The 12,792-nt window shown below is 31.5% G+C and carries 12 protein-coding genes and 1 pseudogene; 9 read left to right on the top strand and 4 right to left on the bottom strand.

The genetic code is table 11. From position 1 onward, the window contains the following. Positions 1-35: 35 nt before the first annotated feature. Positions 36-542, top strand: coding sequence for a hypothetical protein (locus BUA92_RS05780; protein ID WP_073017659.1), 507 nt, complete (start codon positions 36-38; stop codon positions 540-542). A 146-nt stretch (positions 543-688) separates the two neighbouring features. Here the strand turns inward: BUA92_RS05780 and BUA92_RS05775 are convergent, their stop codons facing one another. From BUA92_RS05775 to BUA92_RS05765, 3 genes are read right to left on the bottom strand one after another with little or no spacing between them, the layout of a single operon-like run. Continuing rightward, positions 689-1,546, bottom strand: a complete 858-nt coding sequence (locus tag BUA92_RS05775; protein WP_073017657.1) for an FtsW/RodA/SpoVE family cell cycle protein — start codon at positions 1,544-1,546, stop codon at positions 689-691. Positions 1,547-1,600: 54 nt separating this feature from the next. Continuing rightward, a complete protein-coding gene (locus BUA92_RS05770; protein ID WP_083553422.1) occupies positions 1,601-2,905 on the bottom strand; it encodes an FtsW/RodA/SpoVE family cell cycle protein in 1,305 nt (434 codons plus the stop codon). Beyond that, positions 2,881-3,222, bottom strand: a complete 342-nt coding sequence (locus BUA92_RS05765) for a PadR family transcriptional regulator (protein WP_073017653.1) — start codon at positions 3,220-3,222, stop codon at positions 2,881-2,883. The genes BUA92_RS05770 and BUA92_RS05765 overlap by 25 nt, the downstream gene beginning before the upstream one ends. Before the next feature lie 248 nt (positions 3,223-3,470). Here BUA92_RS05765 and BUA92_RS05760 point away from each other — a divergent pair, with 248 nt between their 5' ends. From BUA92_RS05760 to BUA92_RS05750, 3 genes and pseudogenes are all read left to right on the top strand, one after another. After that, a complete protein-coding gene (locus BUA92_RS05760) occupies positions 3,471-4,547 on the top strand; it encodes a tetratricopeptide repeat protein (protein WP_073017651.1) in 1,077 nt (358 codons plus the stop codon). Positions 4,548-4,671: 124 nt separating this feature from the next. Continuing rightward, a pseudogene (locus tag BUA92_RS23560) lies at positions 4,672-5,187 on the top strand (DUF2947 family protein). A 266-nt stretch (positions 5,188-5,453) separates the two neighbouring features. After that, positions 5,454-5,798: a hypothetical protein gene (locus BUA92_RS05750; protein WP_073017648.1), complete on the top strand. Its 345-nt coding sequence runs from the start codon at positions 5,454-5,456 to the stop codon at positions 5,796-5,798. Between the two features lie 149 nt (positions 5,799-5,947). On the opposite strand, the gene BUA92_RS05745 is transcribed toward BUA92_RS05750, so the two are convergent. After that, positions 5,948-7,159, bottom strand: a complete 1,212-nt coding sequence (locus BUA92_RS05745) for a PucR family transcriptional regulator (RefSeq protein ID WP_073017645.1) — start codon at positions 7,157-7,159, stop codon at positions 5,948-5,950. Between the two features lie 222 nt (positions 7,160-7,381). Between BUA92_RS05745 and BUA92_RS05740 the strand changes: the two genes are divergently transcribed. The 5 genes from BUA92_RS05740 to BUA92_RS05720 all read left to right on the top strand — a co-directional run bounded on the left by BUA92_RS05740 (position 7,382) and on the right by BUA92_RS05720 (position 12,629). Then, entirely contained in the window at positions 7,382-8,200 is an 819-nt protein-coding gene (locus BUA92_RS05740; protein ID WP_073017643.1) for a DAPG hydrolase family protein, read from the top strand. Between the two features lie 97 nt (positions 8,201-8,297). After that, entirely contained in the window at positions 8,298-10,274 is a 1,977-nt protein-coding gene (locus BUA92_RS05735; RefSeq protein WP_073017641.1) for an oxidoreductase, read from the top strand. A 92-nt stretch (positions 10,275-10,366) separates the two neighbouring features. Further along, positions 10,367-11,317, top strand: coding sequence for a flavodoxin family protein (locus BUA92_RS05730; protein ID WP_073017639.1), 951 nt, complete (start codon positions 10,367-10,369; stop codon positions 11,315-11,317). Between the two features lie 256 nt (positions 11,318-11,573). Beyond that, positions 11,574-12,209: a GNAT family N-acetyltransferase gene (locus tag BUA92_RS05725; RefSeq protein ID WP_073017637.1), complete on the top strand. Its 636-nt coding sequence runs from the start codon at positions 11,574-11,576 to the stop codon at positions 12,207-12,209. A 42-nt stretch (positions 12,210-12,251) separates the two neighbouring features. Beyond that, complete coding sequence (locus BUA92_RS05720) at positions 12,252-12,629, top strand: VOC family protein (RefSeq protein WP_073017633.1); 378 nt, start codon at positions 12,252-12,254, stop codon at positions 12,627-12,629. Positions 12,630-12,792: the final 163 nt, after the last annotated feature.

Here is a 12,792-nt window from a genome sequence, read left to right as displayed (position 1 = left end):
TATAATACTACGAATTTAAATAAGGAGATGAGTTTATGGGAATATACGAAATAGATTCTCAAAATATCCTGATGGTATCTAGACTTATGTCAAATATTAAGCCAGAGTGGTGGGATATTGAAGATGCTACGCAACAATTAAGTGAAGGCACAGGTTGGTATTTCGGCACAAGTAAGGATACTCCCAAAGGATGGATATTATGTAAATCCTATGAGGGTTATAAAACTGGTGAAATTGAATGTCTTGGATATGACAATAATGGAGTTTGTGAGATTGGGAAAGCATTACAACCTTTAATTGAAAAGTCAGAAGAATGGGCAAGAGAAAAAGGATTTGTTAACATGCGTTTTACAATAGGATCAAGTGGATTATCCTGTCATGGAAAAAACTTAAGGAAGCCTTGGGAAGAATTAAAAGATATCCAAGCTGTTGATAGAGAAGAATATAACTGGTTTCTATCAATGGGATACATACCATCTGGTGTATTACCTAACATATATGGAGAGAAATATCATGGAATTCTATTAGTAAAAACTTTATAAGTCAAATATTGATAGTTCCTGAGATAAAAGAATAAGTTTAAAAATGCCGTAGTATTCAATGAATATGCGGCATTTTCTGTTCATAGAGCATAAATAAAAAAAAGAAATACTTAGTGCTACCAACACTAAGTATTTTTGAGAGTATTTTATTTTAAGGCTATTGAACTAGACTTTGTATACCAGGTTATTGATATAAAATAGCTTATTATTGGAGAAATTCCATAGCCCATTAAAGGAACTGGAAAGTTACCAAATAATGTAGAAATTAAAACTATCATAAAATATAAACCTAAGCATGTTGAAGGTAACTTAAGATGTTTTGGTGGAAATAATATAAATGGCACTGGCAATATAATAAGAGAAAGCACACCTAATATAAGCCATATTAATCCCATATTGGCTAATAAACTCAATATTCCTTCCACATATGATACTGGGGGTAGGGTATCTAAAAACACCCATGAAATTATAATTAATATAGAAAGTATCCCAACGATAAATGAACGTAGACATTTTTTATCAGTCTTAGCATACAGCATAACCATCATTGGAATGGCAAAGGAGGTTAACTCAGAAGCATCAGGCTGAATTAACAGTAAAATTGATATCACCATTGTTATTATGATAGTAAAACGTAAATTTTTTATTTGTGATAGTTTCCATAACTCTATTATTAATATTGGTAACACTATCATTGAAACATTGAACTTAATTATCCCAATGGATAGCCATCTATGGACTCCATCTATGCCAGGGTTAACAAATGTTAAAATTATAAATATTAGTGATATTACTATTATAGAAACACCATAAAAACTGTTCTTTTTAATATTTAATTTAATTGAGGTTACAAAAGTTGAAATCAATCCAGCTATTACTAAAAAAAATATATTTTGTGCCCAAATAGATGTTGGGATTTTATTGTAATACATTGCTATCACTCCAATAGTGACAGCTGGTATTGGGATTGTTAATGGTATAAAATTTACTAACTTTAGTTTCATAAGTTTTTTACTCCTGTAGATAAAATTTAAAATTTTAATTTAAACTCAGTATTTTTATGTAGCAGTTTCTATTGCTCTATTTTTTTGTTTATATATATTTGATATCAAGCCGACTACAGCCAAGTTTATAATAAATTGTGAATTTCCATAGCTTATAAAAGGCAAAGCCATACTAGTTATTGGAGCAATGCCTAGGTTCATAAGAATATTCCATACAAACTGAACAGAAAATATTGCTGTAAATCCACTAATTAAAAGTTTTCCATAACTGCTTTTAACATAAAAAGCAATAGTACTTATTCTTATTAAGAAGAGTACTACTAATAAAGAAAGTAAAACTCCTGCTACCCAACCAAAGGTGTATACTATATAGGTGAAGATAAAATCAGTATGCACTTCAGGAGGCATTATCCCATCAAAGGTAGAGACTTGTCCCAATATACCTGCTGAGTGAATTAATTTATCTAGTTGAAATTTTAAAAATTCACTTCCAGCTAGCTCACCTTGAGTATTTAAGAAAAATAAAAACTTTTGAGTATAGTAGGGTTCCTTAAATAAGCATAAGATAAAAGCAGCTAAACAGGATGTCATAAGTATGAGGATATTTTTTATTTTTATTCCAGATGATATCAAAAGAATTATAACTGACGTACAATATGTTAACAGTGCTGAAGACGAGTTACTTGCAATCATTAGTATAATAGGGACAATCACGAGGATACTAACATAGGCAAACTGTCTAGTTTCACTCCAATTAAGTTGGCTCAGTATACCTGCAAAGGATACAGTTAACAGTAGCGGGCTTACATCAATCAAATTAATAGTTGTACCAATAAACAAATATGGTTTTCCATCAATAGTTCTGCCAAAGATAAATGTAAGAAGCATAACGGCGGTAGTTGCAAGGTATAAGTATTTGGAATAATCTTTTATTTTCATGTAGTCAAAATAATATAGAAAAGTGGCTAACGAGAAGCCTACTAATGCGCATATAATGCTTTTTGAAAATAAAGAATACTGTAGTATTCCTATGGAATCTATAAGAAAAATTATGGACAGACCAAGTAATGTAAAAATGGAAGCTAAAATAACTATGCTCCACTCAGGTCTTTGCCTATGAACCTTATTAAGTTCTCTACCGATAAGAGATGCATCGCCCATTTGTGCTAGGGCATTATTTATGGCTTCATCTTCAGAAAAGCCGCCTTCAATATATTCAAGAGCGATTTCTTCGATATGACCTCTAACCTCCTCTTGGATATCACTATGTATCTTTAAATTGCTAATTTGACAACATATACTGCTTAGATATTCTTCCATCTTTTCGTTATCAATTAACCCCATGCTATACCATCCCATAGAACTTGCCCCACAGCCTTAGTAAATATATTCCACTCCTGCTGCTTTTCTTTAAGCTCTTTTTTACCAGCCTCGGTAAGCCTGTAGTATTTTCTTCTACGAACACTTTCACTCTCATCCCAATAGGACTCAATAAAGTTATTGGATTCAAGAGAATGCAAAATAGGATAAAGTGTTCCTTCCTTAAGCTCAAATACCCCATTAGACTTTTTTTGAAGCTCTTTAATCATCTCATAGCCATACATTGATTTTCGTTCAAGCAAGCTTAATATCAGTATTACAGTACAACCTTTAAGTAGTTCCTTATTAACTTTCATAAAATATCTCCCTTCATACCTAGAGTAACTATGCATAGTATATCTAGGTAATATTATAGCATTTGAAAAAACTTAGTCAATATAATTAGAAATTTTATTATATGTGGAATTGTAACAATCTTATTATAAATGATTTTATAATAAGACTTAATTTTATGAAATAGTTCGCTGAAAATTTAGTATTACAGAATATGTTAAAGATGATATGATTAAGCTATGATTATTATCTATATAATGGAGATGAACATATGCAGATATATGAAATTTTAAAAGAACTTCAAGAGATTATGGCTCTTGATTTTGATGAAAGGGCTATAGTGTTTAAAAGCTATATGGATATTCTTAAGTTAGAAGTAGCTAATAATCCATCTAATATAGAAGCCTTTTGCCTTATGGCAATGATAACTTGTGAATTGAGAGAAGATAGCGATAAATCTATTAAAATATTAGAGCAATGTTATTTGAAAAATCAATCAAGTTTTTCAAATAAAGGTTTTGCCTTATGGGCCACTGATATGGCTTATTTTCTGCTTGAAGAATGTATAGATATGAGTGAAGAAGCTGAGGAGTTGCTTTTAAAAGCTATTAACTGCGATTCAAATTATTCAAGTCCTTATTACGCCTATGGAAAAGTCTGTTTTATAAAAAAGGATTTTGATAATGCATCAAGACTATTTCATAAAGCCTTTGAGAAATTTAAAAAGAAGTCATATAAATATTGTGAAGCAGTTAGTTTATTAGCAAATTCTAGTCAAGAGGAGGGTATTGCGGTTTTGAAATCAATATATACCTATCCATTTGAAAGTGAAGAAATTGATGTAAGGATTGCGCTAACACTAGGAAGAGCCTTGGCTTTAATTGGAGAGATAGATGAAGCAAAGAAGATAGCTCAAATACTATTGAAAACTAATTATAAAGAGTTTGATATAGAAATTGATGAAATGGCTGATTTTATGTTTTTATTAAAAGACTATAATACTTACATTGAACTATACAATAAATATCAATTTTTTGAAGAGAATAGTTGGCTTAAAAAATATTTTTATTCTTTAAAGCAAATAGGACAAACAGATACAGCTCAAAAAAAGCTGAAAGAAATTACAAAAGAAATAGAGCAAGATATTAGCGGAGAGAGAATGAATGTTGAGGATTGGGATGATTATACAGAATACGAAAGTTATATTTGTTCTGAAACTAAACGATTAAAAGATATACAAGAGGAATACGATAAGATTTTTACTCATTCAGTTAATATATTACCAGATATATATTACGATATTTACTATGAATGCTACTATATTTACTGCCCTAGGCATTATGCATAACAGAATTATACTATTAAGAGCTTACAAAGAGAAATGTTTTAAATTAGTTTAGCTATATCATTTTTCTTTAAAGGGAGGAGTAAGAAGTCTTCTGCCGAAAATAGAAAAAGAGTAGGAGGTTTTTATGGAGAAAAGCTCAATTATACCCGGTAGCTTTAATGATAAGTATATGAATATGGATGAGTATAGTCAAAATTGGTATTTTTACGACGAAGAAATTAGAGTTCCAAGTGAAGATATAAAGGAAATAAAACCTCTACGAACAAGATATAGTGAGATCCTATGGGAACAATACATTAGTAAATGTAACCGCCATTTTATGCTTCTTGATAGTAAAGATAAAATATCAATGTTAAGTAAGCTGGATTACAATTGGCAAGAGGATTGGAATAACAGCATATAAAATAACTTTAGGAATTACCTAAGTAAAACTGTACCCTATAATAATGAAGATACAATTATAGTATTTTGGTCTAAGGAGTCAGCTGTAGAAACAACATGGAGTATATTTATAAAACACTGGGCTAACTTCTTATTTGATGATGAAGGAGTGGTGTTAATTAATACTACAAATAAAAGAGTATTAGTATTCTGTTCGGATGGTGTTTTACTAAAAGGAAATAGGGTTTTAGAATTATGATACTAATTGAGTAATATTAATATATATTGTGCAAATTTTTGTCCCGGAAGAAAGGGTATGTAATGAATTAAATATATCAGGTGAATATGATTGGGAGACTGTATTGAACGAGATTCAACTAATTTTAAAAGAATTAGTTGATGAATTAAAAGATTTACCACTTTTGAATATTAATCATATAACAACTGGTTTTTCTGATGGGGATCTAGTCGTTGTAAAGTAATTAAATTAGCTAAAAATTATAGTAGCTTAATAGGTAAAGATTTATGAGGAAGAAAACTAGGGACTTAAAAAAGCATTATAGGGAAATTGAAGGAGTTCTACGTAATTTTGATATTTACCTCTCTAAAGAATCTTGGTACAATATGTGGCACACTCATTTAGATTGGAGTGGGGTAACTTCTGTTAGTAGCAAGCACAGAAAAGTTCATTTCTTATATTACCTTAAGATTTTTGAAAAGATAGAGCTACAAACAAAAGTAATTAAGAGGGACTTTCAAACGTGGATATATATAGATGGGCATGATGGTACTTATGATGCTATTTATTTTCACACAGAAAATTCACGTTCTTATATAATTCAGAAAAAAGCCTTAGGAGTAAATCTATAATATTAAAGAAGTTTTAAACTATAGTGTTATTCAAGTGAAGTGCAGTATTTTTAATGTATTAAAAAATAAGATGATTAAGGAATGCCTAGTAATCTTGTAAGAACTAAGCATTCCTTTTAATTAATCAATTTAATTATTGTGTAACATTATTAGAGTAAATCCAAAATTCTCAAAGAGACTTCATAAGCGAAAAGTTTGTTACTTTGGTTCAAATCGACATTAAGCAGTTCAGAAATTTTATTCATTCTATAAAAATAAGTGCTTTTATGGATATTCAAGAAAACTGATACTTTATGAACATTACGATCATTCTTTAAATAGGCCAGTAATGTAGAAAGATATTCTGTATTATTTAAATGATCGTATTCTTTTAAATATTTAATATCTGGATGAATTAAGGAATCTAACTGTTTTGGAGAAGATTTTTGTATTGCTAAAGATTGTATGCAATGTTCTTCAAAGTATATAATTGATTCACTAGGATTTTTTAATTGAATATCTAATATTTGTTTTGCCTGCTCATAATACAAATGTGTCTGTAGAATATCGGAATATTCATAGCTTACCCCTACTCTCATTTGATTTAAGGAAAGAAAATTCAATAAGCGTTCTTTTTCACCTGGCATAAAAATCAGCTTATCTCTTCTAGATACTAAAAGTACAAAATTCCCTTTATAATAAGAAGCCATACTATTGGATAGTATGGAAACCAGCTGTTCCATTATAAGATTTTTACTGACTTTAGAATAAGGATCGTTTTCTTCTGAAAATACAATCATTCTATAGAAAGGGAAAGGCTCTCTTCCAAGTAAACGATATCTTTTGATTGCAGACTCTAAATCAGTAAAATCACCGTTTATAAGTTCAGTCATAAAATATTCGTATTTAAATCCTGTTTTATTTGTAAATACTTCTGCCTTTTGCATTTCTAATGAAATAATTTGACTAAGTAGTTCTACATATTTGTAATCATTTTCATTGAAATTGCGACTACTTTCTATTAGACAAATATATCCTACTACGGATCTTTTAATCCATACGCTGCAAAACATAAATTCTTTATTCAATTCCGCTCTTTCAGATATAAAAGCGTGGTGCTCTTTAAATAACTTGTCTACAATTTTCTTATTATACAAATTCATAACTCCATCTGTAGTTAAGAACCATCTGCTGTTTCGGAACTCAAAATCTATTTTGTTGTTATGGTCTGACGAGCTTTCTAATATGGAAAAACTGGTATCACAAAGTACGATAGGATTTTGGAGATATAAGGATGCTACTTGAAGCAATCCACTAAATCCAGTTCCATCTACCAACGCATTAAATAATTTAGAGCTATGTTCATCTGCAAAAATATCCATAGGTATCACCTTCTACCATCATTTGAATTTTAGTTCAAAATTATCATTTTTATACTAATTAAGTTTGGATTTGAGTCTAACGAATTTTGATTTTATCTTTGTTATAATTATATCAAGTTCAGTTGGGTAAGTAAATCTTTGAAGTATTGATAATACTTTATTTCTCTTGAAAAGATTTTCTTATTAAATATATAAAGATTATTTAGAAGGAGTAGAATGAAGATGAACGAGTTGAGAACAGAATTAAACATAGCAGAGAAGCAGAAAAGTTATGCTAAATACTTTGATCAGCCTATAGCAAAACCAAATGAAGAATTAATGGAAATTCTAAGAAAAGGACCAATGAATCCTAGTGAGGCTTTAATGCCTGAAAATGTAAACGAATTACTTAAAGATGGGTATGGACCTGGAGAGACTGGATACTGTGTTCTTCCAAATGGAGCAGGGTATGTTGCTGTAAATAATAAGTTTCCTGGTGTTACTTTGGAGATGATTAAGTGGTGGTTTGCATGGCATGGACTTGAAGACCTAAGGTATATGTTATGGTTTAGAAAAGGTCATTATGGTATATCTGTGAGTGAAGAAGATAGAGCAAAGATACTAGACCCTAATACTACAATGCTGGAAAAATTTCAAGACTGTACCCATCATGTAATTGAAGATGCAGGTAACGGACCGGAAGATATTGAAATATCATTTTTGAAGACAGAAGACTTAGGCTTTGATATGGATACGTTTAACTCAAAATCTTTAGTTGTTGTAGCAGGTAACGGAATTTCTCAAGCTCGTGCAGGTGGACCAAAAGCACCTGCCATTATGATTCATCTTTTCAGGGAAGTACCTGGTGGCATAGAATCTCGTTCTCGATTCTGGATGGGATATCATATGATTGATAAAAGGCCAGTTAAACTTCTTCCAGATAAAATACAAATTCCAATTCAAGCACCTATGGGACTTGCTTTTCACAGTGTAGAAGAGTATAGCAACTTAGCTGCAATTCTACCAAGTCTATATAAAGAAATGGAAGGAAAGATAGAATAAATTTAGTAATACTTTAGAAGGCTTCAAGACGCTAAGTTTTTTAATGATTACTGATTAATAATATAATCTAAATTTTATTGAAAAAGGAGAAAATGCAATGGGAAACTTTCCAAAATTATTCGAACCATTAAAAGTTAATAAATTCACATACCGTAACAGAATTGTTAGTGCACCTATGGCTTTAGCATTCGTTGTTCAAGAGGAAAAAGCTAGAGAGAAGTCTTACAGAAAAATTGAAGTTATAGCGAAAGGTGGAAATGGAGCTGTAATCGTAGGAGAATGTAATATTAATTTTAAGGATGCAAACCGTATTCCATTTCGTCCAGTAGATTTTTCACTACGTTCGGGAGAAGATTTCGAACTTATAAAAGAATATCCAAGAAGAATTAAAAAGCATGGCGCTGTTTCTTTAGTAGAGCTTGTACATCCAGGAACAGAAAAAATCCCCTTTGGTCCAGGAGAAGAAACAATAGGACCGAATGATGAAGTAATGCCAAACGGTATCAAAGTAAGAGCTATGGATGCCTCTGATATGAAGCGTATTGCAGATGATTTTGCAAATGCAGCAAGCTACATGAAGGATGCTGGCTTTGATGGAGTACTAATTCATGGTGGACACGGTTTTTTATTCACTCAATTCCTATCACCTTTATTAAATCGTAGAACAGATGAGTATGGTGGATCTTTTGAAAATAGAGTAAGATTGCCAATAGAAATATTAAAAACTATCCGTGAAGCAGTAGGACCTGACTTTATTATTGAGCTTCGTTTAAGTGGTAGTGACCATAAAGATGGAGGCATAACACCAGAAGAGTCTGGAGAATTCTGCCACATGTTAGAAGGTATAGTTGATGCTATACACGTATCTAGCGGAATTTACTATGAGCCAATACTTACTCAAAATGTAAGCTCAATGTTTATGCAACATGGGTGCAATGCAGAGATTTCAGCAACTATTAAGAAGTACACAAATATTCCAGTAGGAGTAGTAGGGGGAATCAACTCTCCAGAACTTGCTGAAGAAATCGTTGCCACAGGTAAGGCTGACTACGTAATCATGGGAAGACAGATGTTAGCAGATCCAGATTTTGCAAACAAAGCAAAAGATGGTAAAGAAGATCAAATTCGTCGTTGTCTTCGTTGTTACAAGTGCTTCCCTGGTTCTCCAGAAGGTGGTTACGATGATATCCCGTACACTAGCAAGGAGCTTGCTCAAATAGTAGGTCAATGTACAATAAATCCAAGAGCTGGTATTCATTTTGATCCTGATGCAGTCGAACCTGCTAAAACTTCAAAAGAAGTTATGGTGGTTGGTGGTGGTGCAGCTGGTATGCAGGCTGCAATAGATTTATATGATAGAGGACATAAAGTTACCTTAGTTGAAAAGTCAGATAAATTAGGTGGATTGCTTTATTTTACAGATGTAGATATTGATAAACCAGATTTAAAAGCATTTAAAGATCTGTTAATAAGAGAAGTGAATTATAGGAAAATCAAAGTAGAACTAAATACAGAAGTTACACCAGAGTATATTAAAACTTTGAAACCAGAAGTTATTATTCTTGCCACTGGTTCTGTACCTGTAACTCCACCTATCCTAGGAATAGATAAGGCTTCACAAGCAATGGCTGTTTACGACAAAAGTATTACTCTAGGAAAAAACATTGTCATGATTGGAGGAGGCTTAGTAGGTTGTGAAACAGGTTTATTTCTTGCAAAAACTGGTCATAATGTAACGATTGTTGAAATGCTTCCACGTCTTGCGAATGATTCTTTCGGTATGTATAGAGAAGCCCTAATACGTGAAATGGAAAAATGTAATATGGTTACTTATACAAAAACAAAATGTTTAGAAATCTTAGATAACAGCGTGCGCATTGAGGTAGAAGGAGAAGGAGAAAAACAATTATCAGCAGATACTGTTTTATATGCACTTGGTATGAAATCTGTAAGTGCAGTTCATCTTAAAGAAGCAGCTGGTGATATTCCGGTTTATGAAATAGGAGACTGTATAACACCAGGTAAAGTAGATTCAGCTATGAAAACTGCGTATTTTACAGCAATAGAAATATAGAGGTATATTGTAAGAATTTTAAATATTTAATTAGGTAATGTACAAAAAATAAGCTTTTATGAGAAAGTAATTATATAAAGAGGAGTGTTATTATGACTTTTAAAGTAATGGGAATTACAGCTGGGAGAAAAGATTCTAATTCTGAAATTTTATTAAAGGAATCACTTCTAGCTTGTCAAGAACAAGGCGCAGAAGTAACAATGATAAACATTAGAGACTACAATATTTTAGATTGTACAGGCTGTACAGCATGTACACATGCTATGTCCCAAGGTAAATATTTTGGTTGTACACTAGATAATAAAGATGACAAAAAAGCAATTATGGATGTTATGCTAAACCAAGATGCAATCATCCTTTCAGCACCAACCTATGATTTAATGCCAACTGCAACATTTCTAAAATTTATGCATAGAAATTTAAGTTACGAATCTGCATTTTTAGAGTCTATTGGTGTAATTGAACATAGGGATAAAGTTGGTGCATTGATTGCTGTAGGTGGATCTACTCGTTCATGGCAGTCTATGGCATTAGAATGCATGCAAGCAACTTGTTTTACAAATGATTTTAAAGTTGTTGATATGTTTTTAGCTACACGTGTACCAGCACCAAAGCAATGTTTATTGCATGATGATATGATAAAACGTGCCTATGAAATAGGTAAAAACGTTATGATGTCATTAAATACACCAGTAGCTGAAAGAAAGTGGTTAGGAGATGAAAATATGGGCTGGTGTCCAAACTGTCACTCTAACGCTTTAATTTTAGGTGAAGTCCAATGGGATGGACTACATTTTCCAATTGAGTGTCAAGTATGTGGAGCAGGTGGAGATTTAGAAAAAACTGAAGACGGTAAATGGAAATTTGTTATTGCTGAAAATGGATTAAGTCGTGACCGTACTGATACCAAGGGTAGAGGATGCCATGTAGAGGAAATCATTCATACACAAGGTGGTTTTTATACAGAAGAAAATCTTGCAATTGTAAAAGAAAAGTTTGTTAAATATAAGGATTTAAATTTTTCAACAATTAAAATAGATTGATATTTTGTACAAAAATAGATATTAAAAATTAACTTTGTTTATTAGTAGTAAGATTTTATGAATCTTACTACTTTTTTTTATTTGAAGATATTGAGAAATAAGTGGCTCTTTGAAAATTGAGTAATGCTAGTTTTGGGAAATATGATATAATTTACTTGTAATTGTAAATTTATCGTAAAATATTTGGGTTATGAGAAAAGAGATTCAGTTAGAGTTATATAAAAAGTGGTATTAGATATATTATGGGAGGTTTAAAATGATTAGGATTAGGAATGAAGAAAAAACAGATTATGAGAAGGTTGAAGAAATCACAAGAAAAGCCTTTTGGAACTTATATGTCCCTGGATGTGGTGAACATTATTTAGTTCATGTTATGAGGTCCCACAAAGATTTTATTCCAGAGTTAGACTTCGTTATTGAAGTTGATAATGAAATAATCGGGAATGTCATGTATACAAAAACAAGGCTAGTTGATGAGTCTGGGAAAGAAAAGGATATCCTTACTTTCGGTCCTGTTTGCATTGTACCAGAATATCAGAGAAAGGGATATGGAAAAAAGCTATTAGAGTATTCTTTTGAAAAGGCTATAGCACTTGGTTATGATGTGATCGTAATATTCGGAAACCCTGGGAATTATGTAAGTCGTGGATTTAAGAGCTGTAAAAAGAAAAATGTGTGTCTTGAGAATGGGACATATCCGTCGCCAATGATGGTTAAAGAACTAAAACCAGGTGCTTTAGATGGCAGAAAGTATGTTTATTATGAGAGTCCTGTATTTGAGATAGATGAAAAAGATGTAGTAAGTTTTGATGAAGGTTTAGAAAAGTGGGAGAAAAAGTACCATCCAAGTCAAGAAGAGTTTTATATTCACAGTCATTCTATTATACAGTAATTTAAATCTAATATGATAAGAATAAAACAAGGAGGAGTAGTTATGAAAAGATCAATGATGCAAGCATATGTTACAAGAAGCGATGAGGCTGTGGCTCTTTATCAAAAGGCTTTTGATGCAGTTCTAATCAGTAGTTATCTAAATGAAGATGGAACATTTTTTCATTCAGAACTTGATATTGAAGGTGAGATTTTAGCCGTTGCAGAACGAAATTCAGATATTGCTAAAGAAAGTGTTACTGGCAATGTAATGCAGTTTTGTTTACATTATGGAGAAGGCAATGAAGACAAGGTTAGGAAAGCTTATGAAGTGTTAAAAAATGATGCAACAATCTTGATGCCCCTTGCACCATGTGAATTCAGCTCACTTATGGCAGATTTCATTGATAAGTATGGTATCAGATGGTGTTTGTTTGTATAATACGACTTTTTAGGTAAAAAGGACAAAATGAGCAAAATATGAAACTGAAAAGTTCAACTTTATATAATATATAATGTTTAAGTTTTTAAGATCAATTTTAAAGTGCTGGAAACCTAGCTGATTGAATTAGTAAAAAGTGATGAGAAAAAATATTTGATGTAAA

The sequence above is a fragment of the Clostridium intestinale DSM 6191 genome (assembly GCF_900130055.1).
GTDB classification, from domain to species: Bacteria; Bacillota; Clostridia; order Clostridiales; family Clostridiaceae; genus Clostridium_T; species Clostridium_T intestinale.
This window is presented reverse-complemented; position numbering and strand designations above follow the sequence as displayed.

Coding starts and splice junctions, on each gene's coding strand:
- BUA92_RS05760 (WP_073017651.1), top strand. CDS start 3,471: ATGCAGATATATGAAATTTTAAAAGAACTTCAAGAGATTATGGCTCTT.
- BUA92_RS05725 (WP_073017637.1), top strand. CDS start 11,574: ATGATTAGGATTAGGAATGAAGAAAAAACAGATTATGAGAAGGTTGAA.
- BUA92_RS05765 (WP_073017653.1), bottom strand. CDS start 3,222: ATGAAAGTTAATAAGGAACTACTTAAAGGTTGTACTGTAATACTGATA.
- BUA92_RS05720 (WP_073017633.1), top strand. CDS start 12,252: ATGAAAAGATCAATGATGCAAGCATATGTTACAAGAAGCGATGAGGCT.
- BUA92_RS05780 (WP_073017659.1), top strand. CDS start 36: ATGGGAATATACGAAATAGATTCTCAAAATATCCTGATGGTATCTAGA.
- BUA92_RS05770 (WP_083553422.1), bottom strand. CDS start 2,905: ATGGGATGGTATAGCATGGGGTTAATTGATAACGAAAAGATGGAAGAA.
- BUA92_RS05735 (WP_073017641.1), top strand. CDS start 8,298: ATGGGAAACTTTCCAAAATTATTCGAACCATTAAAAGTTAATAAATTC.
- BUA92_RS05750 (WP_073017648.1), top strand. CDS start 5,454: ATGAGGAAGAAAACTAGGGACTTAAAAAAGCATTATAGGGAAATTGAA.
- BUA92_RS05730 (WP_073017639.1), top strand. CDS start 10,367: ATGACTTTTAAAGTAATGGGAATTACAGCTGGGAGAAAAGATTCTAAT.
- BUA92_RS05745 (WP_073017645.1), bottom strand. CDS start 7,159: ATGGATATTTTTGCAGATGAACATAGCTCTAAATTATTTAATGCGTTG.
- BUA92_RS05740 (WP_073017643.1), top strand. CDS start 7,382: ATGAACGAGTTGAGAACAGAATTAAACATAGCAGAGAAGCAGAAAAGT.
- BUA92_RS05775 (WP_073017657.1), bottom strand. CDS start 1,546: ATGAAACTAAAGTTAGTAAATTTTATACCATTAACAATCCCAATACCA.